Origin of the sequence: Entomohabitans teleogrylli (assembly GCF_001484765.1) — a bacterium.
Classification (GTDB): domain Bacteria; phylum Pseudomonadota; class Gammaproteobacteria; order Enterobacterales; family Enterobacteriaceae; genus Entomohabitans; species Entomohabitans teleogrylli.
Genome location: NZ_LLXO01000007.1, coordinates 129,062 through 150,154, shown reverse-complemented (window position 1 = coordinate 150,154; position 21,093 = coordinate 129,062). Strand labels below are relative to the sequence as shown.

General features: G+C 59.6%; 16 protein-coding genes and 1 riboswitch. Of the genes, 12 read left to right on the top strand and 4 right to left on the bottom strand.

The window, feature by feature from the left end:
• Positions 1-2 precede the first annotated feature (2 nt).
• Complete coding sequence (gene leuC, locus AQ981_RS13370; protein WP_058912235.1) at positions 3-1,403, top strand: 3-isopropylmalate dehydratase large subunit; 1,401 nt, start codon at positions 3-5, stop codon at positions 1,401-1,403.
• 10 nt (positions 1,404-1,413) lie between these two features.
• The gene (gene leuD / locus AQ981_RS13365; RefSeq protein ID WP_058912234.1) at positions 1,414-2,019 is read left to right on the top strand and encodes a 3-isopropylmalate dehydratase small subunit; all 606 of its coding nucleotides are present in this window, start codon (positions 1,414-1,416) and stop codon (positions 2,017-2,019) included.
• Between the two features lie 72 nt (positions 2,020-2,091).
• Here leuD and AQ981_RS13360 read toward each other — a convergent pair whose 3' ends face one another.
• On the bottom strand, positions 2,092-3,270 hold the full coding sequence (locus tag AQ981_RS13360) for a sugar efflux transporter (protein ID WP_058912233.1): 1,179 nt from the start codon (positions 3,268-3,270) through the stop codon (positions 2,092-2,094).
• A 151-nt stretch (positions 3,271-3,421) separates the two neighbouring features.
• A complete protein-coding gene (locus AQ981_RS13355) occupies positions 3,422-3,637 on the bottom strand; it encodes a hypothetical protein (protein WP_058912232.1) in 216 nt (71 codons plus the stop codon).
• A 17-nt stretch (positions 3,638-3,654) separates the two neighbouring features.
• Here AQ981_RS13355 and sgrR point away from each other — a divergent pair, with 17 nt between their 5' ends.
• From sgrR to thiQ, 4 genes are all read left to right on the top strand, one after another.
• The gene (sgrR, locus tag AQ981_RS13350; RefSeq protein WP_058912231.1) at positions 3,655-5,319 is read left to right on the top strand and encodes an HTH-type transcriptional regulator SgrR; all 1,665 of its coding nucleotides are present in this window, start codon (positions 3,655-3,657) and stop codon (positions 5,317-5,319) included.
• A gap of 38 nt (positions 5,320-5,357) precedes the next feature.
• A riboswitch (TPP riboswitch) is annotated at positions 5,358-5,457 on the top strand.
• 59 nt (positions 5,458-5,516) lie between these two features.
• A complete protein-coding gene (gene thiB, locus AQ981_RS13345; RefSeq protein ID WP_058912230.1) occupies positions 5,517-6,476 on the top strand; it encodes a thiamine ABC transporter substrate binding subunit in 960 nt (319 codons plus the stop codon).
• On the top strand, positions 6,452-8,062 hold the full coding sequence (gene thiP, locus AQ981_RS13340) for a thiamine/thiamine pyrophosphate ABC transporter permease ThiP (RefSeq protein WP_058912229.1): 1,611 nt from the start codon (positions 6,452-6,454) through the stop codon (positions 8,060-8,062). Before thiB ends, thiP begins: the two co-directional genes overlap by 25 nt.
• Positions 8,046-8,747 carry a thiamine ABC transporter ATP-binding protein ThiQ gene (thiQ, locus tag AQ981_RS13335; RefSeq protein ID WP_058912228.1) on the top strand — a complete coding sequence of 234 codons (702 nt, stop codon included), beginning with the start codon at positions 8,046-8,048 and terminating at the stop codon, positions 8,745-8,747. The genes thiP and thiQ overlap by 17 nt, the downstream gene beginning before the upstream one ends.
• On the opposite strand, the gene AQ981_RS13330 is transcribed toward thiQ, so the two are convergent.
• Together AQ981_RS13330 and araC are read right to left on the bottom strand one after the other, a co-directional pair.
• Complete coding sequence (locus AQ981_RS13330; RefSeq protein ID WP_058912227.1) at positions 8,744-9,508, bottom strand: DedA family protein; 765 nt, start codon at positions 9,506-9,508, stop codon at positions 8,744-8,746. The genes thiQ and AQ981_RS13330 overlap by 4 nt on opposite strands.
• Positions 9,509-9,633: 125 nt before the next feature.
• Positions 9,634-10,479, bottom strand: coding sequence for an arabinose operon transcriptional regulator AraC (araC, locus tag AQ981_RS13325; RefSeq protein ID WP_058912226.1), 846 nt, complete (start codon positions 10,477-10,479; stop codon positions 9,634-9,636).
• 338 nt (positions 10,480-10,817) lie between these two features.
• On the opposite strand from araC, the gene araB reads away from it, so the two are divergent.
• From araB to rapA, 6 genes are all read left to right on the top strand, one after another.
• Complete coding sequence (gene araB / locus AQ981_RS13320) at positions 10,818-12,530, top strand: ribulokinase (protein WP_058912225.1); 1,713 nt, start codon at positions 10,818-10,820, stop codon at positions 12,528-12,530.
• Positions 12,531-12,540: 10 nt separating this feature from the next.
• Complete coding sequence (araA, locus tag AQ981_RS13315; RefSeq protein WP_058912224.1) at positions 12,541-14,043, top strand: L-arabinose isomerase; 1,503 nt, start codon at positions 12,541-12,543, stop codon at positions 14,041-14,043.
• A gap of 52 nt (positions 14,044-14,095) precedes the next feature.
• Positions 14,096-14,791 (top strand): L-ribulose-5-phosphate 4-epimerase, encoded by a 696-nt coding sequence (gene araD, locus AQ981_RS13310; protein WP_058912223.1) that lies wholly within the window; start codon positions 14,096-14,098, stop codon positions 14,789-14,791.
• Positions 14,792-14,899: 108 nt separating this feature from the next.
• Positions 14,900-15,523 (top strand): YdcF family protein, encoded by a 624-nt coding sequence (locus AQ981_RS13305; protein ID WP_058912222.1) that lies wholly within the window; start codon positions 14,900-14,902, stop codon positions 15,521-15,523.
• Between the two features lie 88 nt (positions 15,524-15,611).
• On the top strand, positions 15,612-17,972 hold the full coding sequence (polB, locus tag AQ981_RS13300; RefSeq protein WP_058912221.1) for a DNA polymerase II: 2,361 nt from the start codon (positions 15,612-15,614) through the stop codon (positions 17,970-17,972).
• A 214-nt stretch (positions 17,973-18,186) separates the two neighbouring features.
• Positions 18,187-21,093, top strand: coding sequence for an RNA polymerase-associated protein RapA (gene rapA / locus AQ981_RS13295; protein ID WP_058912220.1), 2,907 nt, complete (start codon positions 18,187-18,189; stop codon positions 21,091-21,093).

Sequence of the window (21,093 nt, the reverse complement as noted above, 5' to 3'; positions counted from 1 at the left end):
TCATGGCTAAGACGCTGTATCAAAAATTGTATGACGCCCATATCGTCTATGAAGCCGCGGAGGAGACCCCGCTGTTGTATATCGATCGTCATCTGGTGCATGAAGTCACCTCGCCGCAGGCCTTTGATGGTCTGCGGGCGCACGGTCGTCAGGTACGCCAGCCGGGCAAAACCTTCGCCACCATGGATCATAACGTCTCCACCCAGACCAAAGACATCAATGCCAGCGGCGAAATGGCGCGCATTCAGATGCAGGAATTGATGAAAAACTGCCAGGAATTCGGTGTTGAGCTGTATGACCTGAACCATCCGTTCCAGGGCATCGTCCATGTGATGGGCCCTGAACAAGGCGTTACCCTGCCGGGGATGACTATCGTCTGCGGTGACTCCCATACCGCCACTCACGGCGCCTTCGGCGCGCTGGCGTTTGGTATCGGCACGTCTGAAGTGGAACACGTACTGGCAACCCAGACCCTGAAACAGGGACGCGCCAGGACCATGAAAATTGAGGTGCTCGGCGTAGCGGCGCCGGGCATCACCGCGAAAGATATCGTGCTGGCTGTGATTGGTAAAACCGGCAGCGCCGGCGGTACCGGCCACGTTGTTGAGTTCTGCGGTCCGGCCATTGAGGCCCTGAGCATGGAGGGTCGCATGACCCTGTGCAATATGGCCATCGAAATGGGCGCTAAGGCCGGCCTGGTTGCGCCGGACGAAACCACCTTTAATTACGTGAAAGGTCGCCGTCACGCGCCGCAGGGCGCAGATTTCGACGCCGCGGTCGCCTACTGGAAGACCCTGAAAACCGACGATGACGCCATCTTCGACACGGTTGTCACCCTGAATGCCGCAGATATCGCTCCGCAGGTCACCTGGGGCACCAACCCCGGCCAGGTCATCGCCATCAACGACAATATCCCTGACCCGGCATCCTTTACCGATCCGGTGGAACGCGCCTCCGCAGAGAAAGCGCTGGCCTATATGGGCCTTAAACCAGGCGTGCCGTTAACCGAAGTGGCGATCGACAAAGTGTTTATCGGTTCCTGCACCAACTCGCGGATCGAAGATCTGCGCGCCGCAGCGGCGATTGCCAAAGGCCGTAAAGTGGCTCCTGGCGTACAGGCTATGGTGGTTCCGGGTTCTGGTCCGGTAAAAGCGCAGGCGGAAGAGGAAGGTCTGGATAAGATCTTCATTGAAGCCGGTTTTGAATGGCGTCTGCCGGGCTGCTCAATGTGCCTGGCCATGAACAACGATCGTCTGAATCCGGGCGAACGCTGCGCCTCTACCAGCAACCGTAACTTTGAAGGCCGCCAGGGGCGCGGGGGACGCACTCATCTGGTCAGCCCGGCAATGGCCGCCGCCGCGGCTGTATCCGGCCATTTTGCCGATATCCGTTCGTTGAAATAAGGGAAAGACCATGGCAGAAAAATTTATCCAACACACTGGTCTGGTCGTTCCACTGGACGCCGCGAATGTCGATACCGATGCGATCATTCCCAAGCAGTTTTTGCAGAAAGTGACCCGCACCGGCTTTGGCGCCCATCTGTTCAACGACTGGCGCTTTCTTGATGACAAAGGCCAGCAGCCGAATCCGGATTTTGTCCTCAATTTCCCGCAATACAAAGGGGCCTCCATCCTGCTGGCCCGGGAAAACTTCGGCTGCGGCTCTTCACGCGAGCACGCCCCCTGGGCGCTGACCGACTACGGCTTTAAGGTGGTGATTGCCCCGAGCTTTGCCGATATTTTCTACGGCAATGCCTTCAATAACCAGCTGCTGCCGGTCATCCTGAGCGATCAGGACGTGGATACGCTGTTTAAACTGGTTCAGGCGACGCCGGGGATCACCTTCACCGTCGATTTGCAGGCCCAGGAAGTGAAAGCGGGCGGTAAAACTTACCCCTTCACGCTGGATGCGTTCCGCCGCCACTGTATGCTCAACGGCCTGGACAGCATTGGCCTGACGCTGCAGCATGAGGACGCTATCTCGGCCTACGAAAAACAACAGCCGGCCTTTATGCGTTAAGCGATATAACAAGGGCGCCAGTCGGCGCCCTTGAGATTACTTACCCGGCTTTTTTAGCCCGGCGAGGATTCGTCACCCTTCCCGCACCCGGCTGGTTAATACCAGCGCCGCCAGCGCAATCCCGGAAATCACCCAGTAAACCGACCCGTGACCAAAACTCTCGGCCAGCGCCCCCTGAATCACCCCCGCCAGAATCACCCCGGTTGAAATACTGTTAGTGAACAGCGTGGTCGCCGAACCGGCCCGTCCGGGCATCAGATCCTGGAACCACAGCATACCGATCCCGGCGACAATACCGATAAAAATGGCATTAAACAGTTGCAGGATCAGCAGCGCGGTACGGCTATGGAACAACACCAGCCCTACATAGAACACCACCCCGGCCCCGACAGCGAACACCATCATCGGCCGTTTGCCAAAGCGCTTCACATAGTAGCCCGCCAGCAGCATCGCCGGAATTTCCAGCCCGGCGGCGGTACCCATCAGCACCCCGGCCAGCTTGTCCGGCAACCCCAGATCCTGGCTAATCCACAGCGGCATATCGATGATATACATGGTATTGCAGGTCCACATCAGCATTGAGGCGATAAACAAGTAGCGCACATTGCGATCCTGCCAGCCGCTGACCTGGGTAATATCTTTGTCCGCCGCCTGTTCAATACGCGGCACCGAGGGCAGCGCGAAGAAAATAATCAGCAGGCTCAGCGCGAATATGCCGGCGGCGCTCAGAAACATGGTGGTGAAACCATAATTCAGCGCCAGCATAAACGACAGCGGCGGCCCGATCACCCACGCCAGCGACAGTTGAGCGCGCATCACCGAACTGAACATCACGACCTCGCGCGCCGAGCGGTCGGCGTATTCGCGAGCCAGCGCGAAAATCTGCGGCATGGAGGTATTAGCCAACGCAGCGAGGAATACCCCGGCGGTAATCAGCGTCAGATAGTGGCGATTAAAGGCAAACAGGATACAGTTCGCCACCGCCATAGCGCAGCAGAACATAATGAGCTTACGGCGATCGCCGCGACTGTCGGAACGCCTGGCCAGCAGCAGGCTAATCACAATACCGGCTACCGCATTGACGGTATAAAACAGGCCGACCCAGAACGGGCGTACCTCAACTTCACGGGTAAGAAACAGACTCAGCGTCGGCGCCTGTAGCGCGCCGGCCACGCCCATCATAAATGCGACCGTCATGAAGGCCACATACACCAGGTTAAGACGTCGTCCTTTAGTCAGAAACCACAACATACAGCGTTTCCTTTGTCACAGAGGCAAGCGTTGCTGAACAGTCACCGCGTAACAGCGCGGGCACAAGGGTGGGAAAACAGCTAACCGCGCAGATCATAAACTAAAAAAGCCAGCAGTAAAAAAACTGCTGGCGGGTGATAAGCACCAATACTCAGTCACACTTGATGTCTGCTACGTCTGCGCCAGCCATAACCCACACCGCGCCAGTCTTCGAGCCGCCGTCACCGCCCGTCTCCTGGCAGGCCAGCCGGGAAACAGGCGCTACGACGTCAACCTCGGCAGTCAGTATCATGCCGGTCACATCCTCGCTTTCATCGCCCATGATTATTGGCTTAATATAGGGAGAAATAAATTGATGACTTTTCACCGCGGAGTTCCCCTTTTATGTCCTCTGGCCGTTTGCAACAACAATTCATCCGCCTCTGGCAATGCTGCGAGGGAAAAACCCAGGACACCACGCTGAACGAGCTGGCGGAACTCCTCAACTGCTCCCGACGGCATATGCGCACCCTGCTCAATAGTATGCAAGCGCAGGGCTGGCTGACCTGGGAAGCGGAAGCAGGACGCGGAAAACGGTCGCGGCTGACTTTTCTGTATACCGGCCTGGCATTGCAGCAACAGCGCGCCGAAGACCTGCTGGAGCAGGACCGAATCGATCAACTGGTGCAAATCGTCGGCGACAAAGACGCCGTCCGGCAGATGCTGATTTCCCATCTCGGCCGTACCTTTCGCCAGGGGAAACACATTTTGCGGGTGCTGTATTATCGTCCCCTGATGAATCTGCTGCCGGGCAGCGCGCTGCGCCGCTCGGAAACCCACGTCGCCCGGCAAATTTTCAGCGGTCTGACGCGCATAAATGAGGAAAACGGGGAACTCGAAGCCGATATTGCTCACCACTGGCAGCAAATTTCGCCGTTGCACTGGCGCTTCTTTTTACGACCCGGGATCCACTTCCACCATGGGCGGGAGCTGGATATGCTGGACGTGATCGCCTCTCTGCGTCGCGTGACCGCGCTACCGCTGTACAACCATATTACCACTATCCATTCGCCCACCCCCTGGACGCTGGATGTCCACCTTGAGCAGTCGGATACCTGGCTGCCGTGGCTGATGGCCAACACCAGCGCGATGATCTTACCCCGCGAATGGCCTTCGATGCCCGACTTCGCCAGTAAACCGGTGGGCACCGGCCCTTACGCAGTGGCGCGCAACAACCAGAACCAGCTAAAAATCCACGCTTTCGACGACTATTTCGGCTACCGGGCCTTGATCGATGAGGTGAATTTCTGGGTGTTGCCGGAAATCGGCGACGAGTTGAGCTGCGGCGTCCACCTCGAAGATACCAGCGCTGAACAGAGCGAAACCGCGCTGGAAAGCCGCCTCGAAGAGGGCTGTTACTACCTGCTGTTCGACTCCCGTTCGCGGCTCGGCGCTAATCTCCAGTTACGCCACTGGCTCAGCCATCTGTTCTCCCCCATGAGCCTGATCTGGCACGCCGGTGAACAATATCAGCATTACTGGTTTCCGGCCTGGGGCCTGCTGCCGCGCTGGCACCATGTTCGCCAGCAAGGGGCTGTCGCCAGGCCCGCCGGGCTGGAAACCCTGACCCTGAGTTTTTATCGCGAGCATCCGGAATATCGGGTGTTAAGCCGCATCATGCACAAATTGCTGGCGCAGCACGGCGTCAAACTTATCGTTCAGGAAATGAGTTATGAAGAGTGGCACCAGGGTAACGCTGTCAGCGATATCTGGCTCAACAGCGCTAACTTTACGCTGCCGCTGGAATTTTCCCTGTTTGCCCATCTCTACGAAACGCCGATGATCCAGCACTGTATTGACCGCGACTGGCAGGAAGACGCCCGCCGCTGGCGCAACGGCGAACTGTCGCTGCCCGGCTGGTGCCAGTCGCTACAGGAAGAATTGCACGTTGTGCCGCTGATCCACCACTGGCTGCGCATCCAGGGCCAGCGCAGTATGCGCGGCGTCAGGATGAATACCCTCGGCTGGTTTGATTTTAAATCCGCCTGGTTTGCTCCGCCGGAGCCGTAATTACATTGCGTCGCCGGGCGGAATCATTAGAATACAGCCCGTTCTCATCGGGGTGCCGTCATTATCTGACGCGCTGAGAGATACCCGTCGAACCTGATCCGGATAATGCCGGCGAAGGGATTTGAGGCTCACCGCTCAAAATCCTTTGCCACCCTTAACAGGAGTGCAAAGCGTTGAAAAAGATCCTCCCGCTACTGATGCTGCTTGCCGCCCCGGTCGCGCTGGCAAAGCCGCTACTGACCGTCTACACCTATGACTCTTTCGCCGCAGACTGGGGACCGGGTCCGGCGGTCAAAAAAGCCTTTGAAGCCCGCTGTGACTGCGAGCTGAAATTCGTCGCCCTTGAAGACGGCGTATCGCTGCTCAATCGCCTGCGGATGGAAGGTAAAAACAGCCAGGCCGATGTGGTGCTGGGCCTCGACAATAACCTGCTGGAGGCGGCCACCCGCACCGGGCTGTTCGCGCCGGGCGGCGTCGACACCAGCAAACTGACCATCCCCGGCGGCTGGCATAACGACACTTTCGTTCCCTATGATTACGGCTGGTTCGCCTTTGTTTACGACAAGAATCGCCTGAAAAATCCCCCCACCAGCCTGAAAGAGCTGGTGGAAAGTAACCACGGCTGGAAGGTCATCTATCAGGATCCGCGCACCAGCACCCCCGGCCTGGGGCTGCTGCTGTGGATGCAAAAAGTTTATGGCGATGCGGCGCCGCAGGCATGGCAAAAGCTGGCGCAAAAAACCGTCACCGTCACCAAAGGATGGAGCGAGGCTTATGGCCTGTTTCTGAAAGGGGAAAGCGATCTGGTGTTGAGCTATACCACTTCGCCGGCCTACCATCTGATTGAAGAGCAGAAAAATAACTACGCGGCGGCAAATTTCAGCGAAGGTCACTATCTGCAGGTCGAGGTCGCCGGGCGTCTTGCCGCCGCTAAACAGCCGGCGCTGGCGGAAAAATTTATGCAGTTTATTGTTTCGCCCGATTTCCAGCAGACTATCGCCACCGGCAACTGGATGTATCCGGTCAGCGATGTCGCCCTACCACCGGGCTTCAGCGACCTGACCCGACCGCAAACCACCCTTGAATACACCTCCCGGGAGGTCGACCAACAGCGGGCGGGCTGGATTAGCGCATGGCAACACGCCGTCAGCCGCTGATCCCCGGCTGGCTGTGGCCCGGCGCTATCGCCGCCCTGGTGGTGCTGGCGGTGGCGGTGGCGGCCTTCGCCGCCCTGTGGCTGAACGCGCCGGAGGGCGGCAGTGACGCCTTCTGGCAGGACAGTTACCTGTGGCACGTGGTGGGTTTCTCTTTCTGGCAGGCGTTTCTGTCGGCGCTGTTTTCCATGCTGCCGGCTATTCCGCTGGCCCGTTCGCTGTGGCGCCGCCAGTTTCCCGGGCGCGAACTGGTGCTGCGCCTGTGCGCTATGACCCTGGTACTGCCGGTACTGGTGGCGGTATTCGGTATTCTGACAGTGTATGGCCGTCAGGGATGGCTGGCCCATCTTTGCCAGTGGCTGGGCATCGAATGGCGCTTCTCGCCTTACGGCCTGCAGGGAATTCTGCTGGCGCACATCTTTTTTAATCTGCCGCTGGCGACCCGTATGCTGCTGCAGGCGCTGGAGCAGATCCCGGTCGAGCAACGCCAGCTCGCCGCCCAGTTAGGCATCCGCGGCTGGGCTCTGTTCCGGTTGATTGAATGGCCCTGGATCCGCCGCCAGCTCCTGCCTGGCGGCGCGCTGATTTTCATGCTCTGTTTCGCCAGTTTCGCCACTGTGCTCTCCCTGGGCGGCGGACCAAAGGCGACCACCATTGAGCTGGCCATCTATCAGGCGCTGAGCTTTGATTACGATCCGCAGCAGGCGGCGCTGCTGGCGCTGGTACAACTCACCTGCTGTCTGGGGCTGATGCTGCTCAGCCAGCGTTTCAGTAAGGTGATCCCTGCCGCCCACAGCCTCGGCAATCGCTGGCGCAACCCGCAAGATAGCCTGCGCAGCCGGGTAGCGGATACGCTGCTGATCGGCGCCATGTTGCTGTTGGTGCTGCCTCCGCTGCTGGCGGTGGTGGTGGATGGACTGCGCGGCGAACTGCTCAGCGCGCTGCGTCAGCCCGCCCTGTGGCAGGCGCTGGGCACGTCGTTGCGTATCGCGCTGGGCGCCGGAGCGCTGTGCGTGATACTGACCCTGATGTTACTGTGGAGCTCCCGGGAACTGCGTCTGCGCCAGCGGATACTGGCGGGACAAGCGCTGGAACTGAGCGGCATGGTGATTCTGGCGATGCCGGGAATTGTGCTGGCCACCGGGTTCTTTCTGCTGCTCAATAACACCGTCGGCCTGCCGCGCTCCGCCGACGGGATCGTTATCTTCACCAATGCCCTGATGGCCATTCCCTATGCCCTGAAGGTGCTGGAAAACCCGATGCGTGACTGCGCCGAACGTTACGGCGCGCTCTGCCAGTCCCTGTCGCTGAGCGGCTTCAATCGCCTGCGTTGGGTGGAAGGCCGCGCCCTCGCCAGACCCATCGCCCAGGCGCTGGCCTTTGCCTGCGTTCTGTCGATCGGCGATTTCGGGGTGGTGGCCCTGTTCGGCAATGAAGACTTCCGTACTCTGCCGTTTTATCTTTACCAGCAGATTGGCTCGTACCGCGGACAAGAGGGTGCGGTTACCGCACTGCTTCTGCTGGCGGTCTGCCTGCTACTGTTTACCGTGATTGAAAAACTCCCGGAGCGCCATGCTAACCCTGACTGATGTCACCTGGCTGTATCACCATCTGCCGATGCGTTTCTCACTGGATATCAGCGCCGGCGAAAAGGTCGCGGTACTCGGCCCAAGCGGCGCCGGAAAAAGCACCCTGCTGAGCCTGATTGCCGGTTTTCTCACCCCGGCCAGCGGGACTATTTTTCTCAACGGCGCCGATCACACCCTGACGCCGCCCTCCCGGCGACCGCTGTCGATGCTGTTTCAGGAAAACAATCTGTTCACTCACCTGACTGTGCGGCAAAACATCGGACTCGGGCTGAACCCGACGCTGAAACTGGACGCCGCGCAACAGCAACAGTTGCAGCAGCTCGCCCGGCAGATGGGGATTGTCGACCTGCTGGATCGCCGACCGGGGCAACTCTCCGGCGGCCAGCGCCAGCGTGCGGCGCTGGCGCGCTGTTTGATCCGCCAGCAGCCTATCCTGTTACTGGACGAACCCTTCTCGGCGCTGGACCCGGCGCTGCGCCAGGAGATGCTGATACTGCTTGACGAGCAGTGCCGCCAGCGCCATCTGACGCTACTGATGGTCTCCCACAGTCTGGAAGACGCCCGGCGGATCGCCGATCGCTGTCTGGTGGTCGGGGAAGGAAGGGTAGTCTGGAGTGGAACGACCGAACGGCTATTACAGGGAGGCAGCGACGCCGCCGCCCTGTTGGGGATCCGCCCGCGCTAAATGCTCAGTACGTCGCCGAGAAGGCGCAGATAGACCGGCATCAGCGGATGACGCAGCAGAACAACCAGTAGACCCGCCGCCGCCAGCGCGCTGACCGGCGCCAGCCAGTGCAGACGACCACGCGGCAACAGGCGCGTCAGGCGATCGACGGTTTTAGCGCTACGCCACCAGCGCCAGCACAACCAGCCCGCCAGCCACACCAGCAGCGCCGTCCCCAGCAACAGCCATTTAAAGTTAGCGCTCTGTAAATCGGCGGGAATGTCGATGGCGGCGCCGGCCAGAATCCCCGGCAGGAAGTAAAACGGCGGCCAGAGTACACAGCCAATAACATTAGGGGTGATGAATTTGCGCACCGGCAGCGCGAGCATCCCGGCCACCATCGGTACCAGAGGACGCGTTGGGCCGACAAAGCGGCCAACCAGCACGGTAAAGACACTGTGTTTATGTAGCGCCATCTCAGTCTTATCCAGCAGCGCTTTGTTTTTCTTAAGGAATGACCAGCGGTGCAACGGTTCTTTAAAACGCCAGCCCAGCCAGAACGAAATCCAGTCCGCCAGAAAGCAGCCGATAACGCCGACGCCCCAGGCCTGATAAAAATCCACCTGGCCGCTGCCGATCAATGCCCCGAGCGCCGCCATCACCACTGTGCCGGGAACAATCAGCCCCACCAGCGCCAGCGATTCGAAAAAAGCCACCAGGAAAACGGCCAGCAGCGAGTAAGTCGTGGATTGGGTAATAAAATGTTCCAGCAAGGCTTCCATAAACTGTCCGTCAGAAAGGCGAAGAAGGATTCTCCCGTCCGGCGCCGCGGGCGTCAAGCCGCGAGCTGTATGAAAACATTGCTGCCCGGCGCCCGGCGCTAAGCGCCAGGCTCTAAGTGTAGCGGTTATTCACAACCGGCGCGGAATTCGCTGGGGCTGGCGCCGGTACATTTTTTAAAGACCCGCGAAAAGTACAACTGGTCTTCGAATCCGACGTTACGCCCGACGCTGGCAATCGGCATTCGGGTTGTGCTGAGCAACAATTTAGCCTGGCTGATACGCTGATCCTCACGCCAGCTCAGCACGCTGACCCCCAACTGTTGGCGAAACAGATGCGACAGCCGCGACGGCGACAGGCAGACGTGCTGCGCCACGCTGGCGATATCGAAATGGCTGTCCGCCAGATGGTCGCTGATGTACTGACAGGCGTCGCGAACCCGGCTATCCAGCGGCGGATTCATTGACTCGCTAATCGCTTCCATGCGCCGCAGCAGCAACTGTTCCAGCAGATTAATCGCCAGTAGCTCCGCATAGCGCCCCTCCCCTTGCCCGGCGTCGATCACCTGCTGAAACAACGACGAAAAATGGGCCATATGTTCATCATCCGGGCGATAGAAACCGGTCTGAGCGAAAATCGCCGGCCAGTTGAGCCACTCCTGCCAGTAGGCCCGCGGACGGAAATAGACCCACTGGTGATACCACTGGCTGCTGTCCGGATGGCGGCCGTAGTGATGAATTTCCCCCGGCGGAAACAGCAGCATATCCCCCGGACGGCAGACAAACTGCTTACCCTGATTATTGATCACCCCTTCACCGCGCACCGTGAGGTTGAGGATATAGCCCTTCATCCCCAGCGGTCGGTCGATGAAAAAGTCCAGCGGCTCATCGGCTTCAATAGGCGTCAGCCCGGCCACCAGGTGGGCATTGAAAGAGTATCCGGGCAATAAAGGATCGTTCTGGGGTTCCGCCATACGCTGTCTCTCCGGCAAGTCTGTGATGACACAATTTGTCCATATCCATTTTACTGGTATCCCGCCAGGTCCGCGCCGCGCCGCGCGATAGTATCGTGGCGCCAGGAAGCCGCGCGCCAACTGAAAATGCCTTGTTAATACCGGCTAACGGGAGATATCCGGACACAAGCGAAGTGTCTATAACTGCGGCAGAAATGTCCACATCGAATATTTGCGGGCCGTCACAATTTTTTATTGAACAGCTCATTTGTCCATAAGATCAGCCTTTATGGCCTGACCGATTTTTGCCGCGCCCTCTACTGTTCAGTGATGTTTGATTGATGCACTGGAGCAGAAAAATGGCGATTGCACTGGGCCTGGATTTTGGCAGTGATTCTGTTCGCGCACTGGCGGTGGATTGTACCAGCGGCAGCGAGCTGGCGAGCAGCGTGGAGTGGTATCCGCGCTGGCAGGAGGGGCGCTACTGCGACGCCGCCCACAATCAGTTTCGCCACCATCCCCGCGACTATATCGAATCGATGGAAAAAGCGCTGAAAACCACCCTGGCGGCACTGACGCCGGCACAGCGGGAAAGCGTGGTCGGCATCGGCGTCGACAGCACCGGTTCAACCCCGGCGCCCATCGACAGCGACGGCAATGTGCTGGCGCTGCGCCCCGAATTCGCCGATAACCCGAACGCCATGTTTGTGCTGTGGAAGGACCACACCGCGGTGGAAGAAGCGGAAGAGATCACCCGGCTCTGCCACCAGCCGGGGAAAAACGACTATTCACGCTATATTGGCGGCATCTACTCCAGTGAGTGGTTCTGGGCCAAGATCCTCCACGTTACCCGTCGCGACGCCCGGGTTGCCGAAGCGGCGGAGTCATGGATTGAGCTGTGCGACTGGGTTCCGGCCCTGCTCTCCGATACGGTGCGGCCGCAGGACATTCGCCGCGGCCGCTGCAGCGCCGGGCATAAATCCCTGTGGCATGAGGGCTGGGGCGGTCTGCCGCCGGCCAGCTTCTTCGACGAACTGGATCCTATTCTCAACCGCCACCTGCCATACCCGATGTTCACCGATACCTGGACCGCCGAAGCGCCGGTGGGCACCCTGTGCCCGGAGTGGGCGCAGCGCCTCGGGCTACCGGAAAGCGTAGTGATCTCCGGCGGCGCTTTCGACTGCCATATGGGCGCCGTCGGCGCCGGCGCCCAGCCGAATACCCTGGTGAAAGTAATAGGCACCTCCACCTGCGACATTCTGATTGCCGATAAACCCAGCGTCGGCGATCGGGCGGTGAAAGGCATCTGCGGCCAGGTAGACGGCAGCGTGGTTCCGGGCTTTATCGGTCTCGAAGCCGGCCAGTCCGCCTTTGGCGATATTTACGCCTGGTTCAGCCGGGTGCTCTCCTGGCCGCTGGAGCGGCTGGCGGAACAGCAGCCCGAACTGCGCGACGCCATCCGGGACAGTAAAAAACAGTTGCTGCCGACGCTGACCCAGGCGTGGGCCGACAACCCCGGTCTTGACCACCTGCCGGTAGTACTTGACTGGTTTAACGGCCGCCGCACCCCGTTCGCGAATCAGCGCCTGAAAGGGGTGATAACCGACCTGAATCTGGCCACCGACGCCCCGGCGCTGTTTGGCGGCCTGATCGCCGCCACCGCCTTCGGCGCCCGGGCTATCATGGAATGTTTCACCACCCAGGGGATCCCGGTCCACCACGTGATGGCGCTCGGCGGCATCGCCCGGAAAAACCCGGTGATTATGCAGGCCTGCTGCGATGTCCTGAACCGGCCGCTGCAAATTGTCGCCTCCGATCAGTGTTGCGCCCTCGGCGCCGCTATTTTCGCCGCTGTCGCCGCCGGCGTTTATCAAGATATTCCTCAGGCCCAGCAGGCGATGGCCAGCGATATCGAACGCACTCTCCAGCCGGGCGAGCAGAGCGCCGCCCGTTTTGAACAGCTTTACCGCCGCTATCAACAATGGTGTGAGAGCGCAGAACACCACTATCTCCCGGACGTAACAACGTCCCGGTCTGACGCTACGGCAGACCAGACCGTTCTGACACATTAAGGACACGAAGATGAGTATTTTCTCCCAGTATGAAGTGTGGTTTGTCATTGGCAGCCAGCATCTGTATGGCGCGGAAACCCTGCGCCAGGTAAACCAGAACGCGGAAAAAGTGGTCAACGCCCTGAACGCTGAAGGCCATCTGCCCTGCAGGCTGGTGCTAAAGCCGCTGGGCACCACGCCGGATGAAATTACCGCAATCTGTCGTGACGCCAACTACGACGATAAGTGCGCCGGACTGGTGGTCTGGCTGCATACCTTCTCGCCGGCCAAAATGTGGATTAACGGCCTGACCATGCTTAACAAGCCGCTGCTGCAGTTCCACACCCAGTTCAATGCGCAGATCCCCTGGGACAGCATTGATATGGATTTCATGAACCTGAACCAGACCGCCCACGGCGGCCGCGAATTCGGCTTTATCGGCGCGCGCATGCGCCTGCAGCACAGCGTAATCACCGGCCACTGGCAGGACCAACAATCCCGGCAGCGCATCGGCGCCTGGATGCGCCACGCGGTATCGAAGCAGGATACCCGTCACCTGAAAGTCGCGCGCTTCGGGGATAACATGCGTGAAGTGGCGGTCACCGACGGCGACAAAGTTGCCGCGCAGATGAAGTTTGGTTTCTCGGTGAATACCTGGGCGGTCGGCGATCTGGTGGCGGTAGTCAATGAGGTCAGCAACGGCGATATCAATGCGCTGGTCGACGAGTACGAAAGCCTCTACCGCCTGACCCCTGCGGCACAGGTGAATGGCGACCGACGCCAGAATGTGCTGGACGCGGCGCGCATTGAACTTGGCATGAAGCGTTTCCTGGAACAGGGCGGCTTCCATGCTTTCACCACCACCTTTGAAGACCTGCACGGCCTGAAGCAGCTCCCTGGCCTGGCGGTACAGCGTTTAATGCAGCAGGGCTACGGTTTTGCCGGCGAGGGCGACTGGAAAACCGCCGCTCTGTTGCGCATCATGAAAGTCATGGCCACCGGTCTGCAGGGCGGCACCTCCTTTATGGAGGACTACACCTATAACTTCGAATCCGGCAACGATATGGTCCTCGGCTCCCACATGCTGGAAGTCTGCCCGACCATCGCCACCGATGAAAAACCGATCCTCGACGTACAGTATCTGGGTATCGGCGGGAAAGAAGATCCGGCGCGGCTGATCTTCAACACCCGGCCCGGCCCGGCCATCGTCGCCAGTCTGATCGATCTCGGCGATCGCTTCCGCCTGCTGGTCAACACCATTGATACCGTCGCCACGCCGCACGCGCTGCCGAAGCTCCCGGTAGCTAACGCCCTGTGGCACGCCCATCCGGATCTGCCCACGGCGTCCGAAGCCTGGATCCTCGCCGGCGGCGCGCATCACACGGTGTTCAGCCACGCGCTGACCCTCGACGATATGCGCCAGTTTGCCGAAATGCACGGTATTGAGCTGGCGGTAATCGACAACGACACCCGCCTGCCGGCGTTTAAAGACGCGCTGCGCTGGAACGAAGTGTATTACAGCTTTAAGCGGTAACAGGGGAACCTTTGGCCGGCTCCAGGGCCGGCTTTTTTTCGAGGAAATACCGATGTTAGAAGATCTCAAACGCCAGGTGCTCGAAGCCAACCTGGCGCTTCCCCGACACCATCTGGTGACCCTGACCTGGGGTAACGTCAGCGCTGTGGATCGCGAGCGCGGCGTACTGGTTATCAAGCCCTCCGGCGTCGATTACAGCGTAATGAAAGCTGAAGATATGGTGGTGGTCAGCCTGGAAAACGGTGATGTCGTGGAAGGCAATAAAAAACCCTCCTCCGATACCGCCACTCACCGCCTGCTGTACCGCAGTTTCCCAGACCTGGGCGGCATCGTCCATACCCATTCGCGCCACGCCACCATCTGGGCCCAGGCTGGCCTCGGGATCCCGGCGACCGGCACCACCCACGCCGATTATTTCTACGGCACCATCCCCTGCACCCGCAAAATGACCGATGCCGAGATTAACGGCGAGTATGAGTGGCAGACCGGGGAGGTGATTGTCGAAACCTTCCGGGAACAGGGTATCGATCCGGCGCAAATACCCGGGGTGCTGGTGCACTCCCACGGGCCGTTCGCCTGGGGTAAAAATGCCGAAGACGCGGTGCATAACGCTATCGTGCTGGAAGAAGTGGCCTATATGGGGATTTTTTGTCGCCAGTTGGCCCCGGCGCTACCGGATATGCAGCAAACGCTGCTCGATAAGCACTACCTGCGCAAACACGGCGCCAAAGCCTACTACGGCCAGTAAACCAACGTGGAGAGCGGCAAACGCTCTCCACCACATACGATCCCGATCCCGGCGTTATGCGGCAAATCGCGCTATCATCCCCGGCAACTTTCCCTACCGGACAGCGATGTGAAACGCAGAGGTCTGATTTACGGCGCAGCGCTGGTCTTTACACTGGCGCTGGGCGCCATGCTGGTGAACGCCTGCGCCATTTATCGCTATGGCCAACAGGATGAAACCCGTCCGGCGGACTGCGCCATTGTCCCCGGGGCTGGCGTTAACGGCAATATCCCCTCCCCGGTTTTTCAGGGGCGACTCGACCACGCGGTGCGACTCTACCGCGCAGGCTACGTTCCACGGCTGATTTTGACCGGCGGCTACAGCCCCGGCCAGGCGGTGTCGGATGCGCAGGTAGCCCGCCGCTACGTGCTGGCGCAGGGCGTTCCGGCACAGGCGATACTTATTGAGCAGCGCTCGCGCATCACCCGGGAAAATCTGCATTATGCCCGTCAGTTAATGCAGGCGCAGCGCCTCAACAGCGCGCTGATCGTCAGCGATCCGCTCCATATGAAGCGCACCATGCTGATCGCTGCTGATAGCGGGATACGCGCCTTCTCTTCTCCAACGCCGGATACCCGCTATCGCAGCCGCGCCGCCCGGGCGCGTTTCCTCGCCAGAGAGAGCTTTTTTTACAGCGGCTATCTGGGTTATCGTCTGCTTGCGCAGGCGTTACCCGGACAACCGGCAGAATAACGCATCAACCACTGTACAAATATCAGTAATCCCCCTTCGTCCAGGCTATAATGGCCTCTGAAATGCAACCTGTACGTGGGAAACAGCAATGCCGCAGGCGCGTGAAGGCTTCATCTTAACCCGACACTGGCGGGATACCCCGCAGGGGACGCAGGTGGAATTCTGGCTGGCGACAGACGACGGCCCGCTCAGCGTAAAACTGGCCCCCCAGGAGTCGGTCGCTTTCATCCCGCTGGCGCAAAAAAGCCGCGCTGAACAGCTGCTGGCCGGCGAAAAGGGTTGGCGCGCCGCGCCGCTCGCCCTGCAGGATTTCCACCGCCAGCCGGTATTCGGTCTTTACTGCCAACAGCACCGCCAGTTGATACGACTGGAAAAACGTCTCAGGGAAGCGGGGATCACGGTATATGAGGGCGATATTCGCCCCCCCGAGCGCTATCTGATGGAACGCTTCATCACCGCCCCGGTGCTGGTCAGCGGAGAAGCGCAGGGAAATGCCCTGGTCAACGCCCGCCTCAAACCTTCTCCTCACTATCGGCCGCCGCTTAAATGGGTCTCGCTGGACATTGAAACCAGCCGCCACGGAGAGCTGTACTGCATCGGCCTTGAGGGCTGCGGGCAGCGCCAGGTGTATATGCTGGGAGCGGAAAGCGCACAGCGGCAACCGGTCGATTTTCAGCTTGAGTATGTCGCCAGCCGTCCGCTGCTCCTGGAAAAACTCAATCAGTGGTTTGCACAGCACGATCCCGACGTGGTGATCGGCTGGAACCTGGTGCAGTTCGATCTTAAAGTGCTGCAGAATCATGCGGAACGCTATCAGATCCCCCTGCGCCTGGGGCGCGATGGCAGCGCCATCGAATGGCGCGAACACGGCTTTAAGCCTGGGGTATTTTTCGCGCAGATTACCGGTCGGCTGATCGTCGACGGTATCGAATCCCTGAAATCAGCGTTCTGGAATTTCTCCTCGTTTGCCCTCGAAACCGTGGCCCGGGAACTGCTGGGCGAAGGCAAAGCCATCGATAATCCCTGGCAGCGCCTTGACGAGATCGAACGGCGCTTCCAGGAAGATAAACCGGCGCTGGCCACCTACAACCTGCAGGACTGCGAGCTGGTCACGCGTATTTTTCACAAAACCGAGCTGATGCCGTTTCTGCTTGAACGAGCCTCGGTCAATGGCCTGCCCGCCGATCGTCACGGCGGCTCAGTGGCCGCTTTCTGCCATCTCTATTTTCCGCGTATGCACAGGGCCGGCTATGTCGCTCCGAATCTCGGCGAGGTACCGCCGCAGGCCAGTCCCGGCGGCTATGTGATGGATTCCCGTCCCGGTCTTTATGACTCGGTACTGGTGCTGGACTATAAAAGTCTGTATCCCTCGATTATTCGTACCTTCCTCATCGATCCGGTCGGGCTGGTAGAAGGGATGGCGCAGCCGGATGACGAGCACAGCGTCGCAGGTTTTCTGGGCGCGCGCTTCTCCCGCACCCGCCACTGCCTGCCGGAGATTGTCGCCGGTATCTGGCACGGCCGCGATGACGCCAAACGCCATGGCAATAAGCCCCTTTCCCAGGCGCTGAAGATCCTGATGAACGCCTTTTATGGCGTGCTGGGCACCAGCGCCTGCCGCTTTTTCGATCCGCGCCTTGCCTCATCGATCACCATGCGCGGTCATGAGATCATGCGCCAGACCCGGGAACTGATTGAGTCGCAGGGTTATGACGTGATTTATGGCAACACCGATTCGACGTTTGTGTGGCTGAAAAGCGCCCACGACGAGCAGCAGGCCAACGCCATTGGCCGGCAACTGGTGGATTTTGTCAATCAGTGGTGGCGCGAACGCCTGCAGACCACCCTCGGGCTGACTTGCGCCATGGAGCTGGAGTATGAAACCCATTTCTGCCGTTTTCTGATGCCCACGATACGCGGCGCGGAAACTGGCAGTAAAAAGCGCTACGCCGGGTTGATTCAGGAAGGCGACCGGCAGCGTATGGTGTTTAAGGGGCTGGAGACAGTGCGCACCGACTGGACGCCGCTGGCCCAGCAGTTTCAGCAGGAGCTGTATCTGCGCATCTTCCGCGGCCAGCCGTGGCAGGGCTACATCCGCGAAACGATTCGCCAGTTGATGGCCGGAGAGCTGGACGACAAGCTGGTCTATCAAAAGCGCCTGCGCCGTCCGCTGAGTGAGTATCAGCGCAATGTACCGCCCCATGTGCGCGCCGCGCGTCTGGCGGACGAACACAACGCCCGGCTCGGACGCCCTGCGCAATATCAGAACCGGGGGGCGATTAAATATTTATGGACCACCTCCGGGCCGGAACCGCTTGATTATCGGACTTCGCCCCTGGACTACGATCATTACCTGACGCGCCAGCTCCAGCCGGTGGCGGAGGGGATTCTGCCTTTTATCGGCGAAGACTTTGCTACACTGATGACGGGACAACTGGGGCTATTTTGACAGGTGACGAATGCTTTGCCATCCAGTACCATAGCGCCCTTCCTGAATATCCGTCATCTTTCATACTGCTGTCCTGTCAGCGGGTTCGTCTTGCGCAACCCGGCGGTAGCGTTGAATCTTACGGATAGACACCTAATTTCTGAACAGCCGCCCGCCTCCGGGAGGCGGTTGTGCTTTTGCCTGCAAAATAAGTAACTGGAACAGAGCCGAATATATGCCTTTTACACTTGGTCAACGTTGGATAAGCGATACTGAAAGCGAGCTGGGACTGGGAACCGTAGTGTCCATTGATACACGCATGGTGACGCTGCTTTTCCCGGCTACCGGAGAAAACCGCCTGTATGCGCGTAATGACTCGCCGATCACCCGCGTGATGTTCAACCCGGGCGATACCATCACCAGCCATGAAGGCTGGCAGCTCAGAGTCGAAGACGTTAGCGAAGAAAACGGCCTGTTAACTTATACCGGCACCCGCCTGGACACTGACGAAACCAACGTCACGCTGCGTGAAGTTCTGCTCGACAGCAAACTGGTATTCAGCAAACCGCAGGATCGCCTGTTCGCCGGCCAGTTGGATCGTATGGACCGCTTCGCCCTGCGTTTTCGGGCGCGTAAATACCAGAGCGAACAGTATCGCCAGCCGTGGAGCGGCCTGCGCGGTATGCGCACCAGCCTGATCCCTCACCAGCTTCATATCGCCCACGATGTCGGCCGTCGCCATGCGCCGCGCGTACTGCTGGCGGATGAAGTGGGGCTGGGGAAAACCATCGAAGCCGGCATGATTATCCACCAGCAACTCCTTGCCGGCGCCGCCGGACGGGTACTTATCGTGGTGCCGGAGACGCTCCAGCACCAGTGGCTGGTAGAGATGCTGCGCCGCTTCAACCTGCGTTTCGCCCTGTTCGACGACGAACGCTTTACCGAAGCACGCCACGATAGCGATAACCCCTTTGATACCGAGCAACTGGTGATCTGCTCGCTGGATTTCGTGCGCCGCAGCAAAGCGCATCTCGAAAGCCTGTGCGAAGCCGAATGGGATCTGCTGGTAGTAGACGAAGCGCACCACCTGGTGTGGAGCGAAGCGGCGCCGAGCCGTGAATATCTGGCGATTGAACAACTGGCCAGCCGCATCCCCGGCGTGTTGCTGCTGACCGCCACGCCGGAACAACTGGGGATGGAGAGCCATTTCGCCCGCCTGCGATTGCTGGATCCGAGCCGCTTTCACGACTTTGCGCGCTTCGTGGCGGAGCAACAGCACTATCGCCCGGTGGCGGACGCGGTCGCCATGCTGCTGGCCGGCCATCATCTCAGCGACGCGCAGCTCAACACCCTTGGCGACTTGATCGGCGAACAGGATATCGAGCCGCTGCTGCAAACCGCCAATAGCGACCGCGTCGAAGCCGCCGCTGCGCGCCAGGAGCTGATCGCCATGCTGATGGATCGCCACGGTACCAGCCGGGTGCTATTCCGCAATACCCGTAACGGCGTAAAAGGCTTCCCCAGGCGCGAGCTGCACACCATTCGCCTGCCGCTGCCCACCCAGTACCAGACCGCAATTAAAGTTTCCGGGATCATGGGCACCCGCAAATCCGACGAGGAGCGCGCCCGGGATATGCTCTACCCGGAGCAGATTTATCAGGAATTTGAGGGCGATAGCGGCACCTGGTGGAACTTCGATCCGCGCGTCGAATGGCTGATGGGCTATCTGACCAGCCACCGTTCGCAGAAGGTGCTGGTGATTTGCGCCAAGGCCACCACCGCGCTTCAGCTTGAACAGGTGCTGCGCGAGCGGGAAGGCATTCGCGCCGCAGTATTCCATGAAGGGATGTCGATTGTCGAACGCGACCGGGCCGCCGCCTGGTTTGGCGAAGAAGATACCGGCGCGCAGGTACTGCTGTGTTCGGAAATCGGCTCTGAAGGCCGCAACTTCCAGTTCGCCAGTAATCTGGTGATGTTTGACCTGCCGTTTAACCCGGATCTGCTGGAGCAGCGAATTGGCCGTCTTGACCGTATCGGCCAGGCCCACGATATTCAGATCCACGTTCCTTATCTGGAAAAAACTGCCCAGTCGGTGCTGGTGCGCTGGTATCACGAAGGGCTGGACGCTTTCGAACATACCTGTCCGACCGGACGCGCCATTTATGACAGCGTGTATCACAAGCTGATCGGCTATCTCGCCAACCCGGAAAACAGTGAAGGCTTCGACGCGCTGATCAAATCCTGCCGCGAGCAGCACGACGCCCTGAAAGAGCAGCTTGAGAAAGGCCGCGACCGCCTGCTGGAGATTCACTCCAACGGCGGCGAAAAGGCCCAGGCGCTGGCGCAGGAGATTGCCGAACAGGATAACGATATCGCGCTGGTGAGTTTTGCCATGAACCTGTTCGATATCATCGGCATCAACCAGGATGATAAAGGGGATAACATGATAGTCCTGACCCCCTCCGATCATATGCTGGTGCCGGACTTCCCGGGGCTGCCGGAAGACGGCTGCACCATCACCTTCGATCGCGACGTGGCGCTGTCCCGGGAAGATGCTCAGTTCCTGACCTGGGAACATCCGATTATCCGTAACGGCCTCGATCTTATCCTCTCCGGCGATACCGGCAGCAGCGCCCTGTCCCTGCTGAAAAACAAAGCGTTGCCGGTGGGAACCCTGCTGGTGGAGCTAATGTATGTGGTAGAGGCCAAAGCGCCGAAGCAGTTGCAGCTCAACCGCTTCCTGCCGCCGACGCCAGTGCGTATGCTGCTCGATAAGAACGGCACCGACCTCGCCTCGCAGGTGGAATTCGAAAGTTTTAACCGCCAGCTCAGCGCCGTCAATCGCCATACCGGCAGCAAGCTGGTGAATGCGGTACAGCAGGATGTACACGCTATTCTGCAACTGGCGGAAAACCAGGTGGAAAATGCCGCCCGGGCGCTGATCGACGCAGCGCACGGCGAAGCGGATGAAAAGCTGTCCGCGGAATTGTCGCGTCTCGAAGCGCTGCGCGCCGTGAATCCGAATATTCGCGACGACGAACTCAGCGCCATCGAAAATAACCGCCAGCAGGTGCTGGAAAGTCTCGACCAGGCCAGTTGGCGCCTCGACGCGCTGCGCCTGATCGTGGTGACCCACCAATAA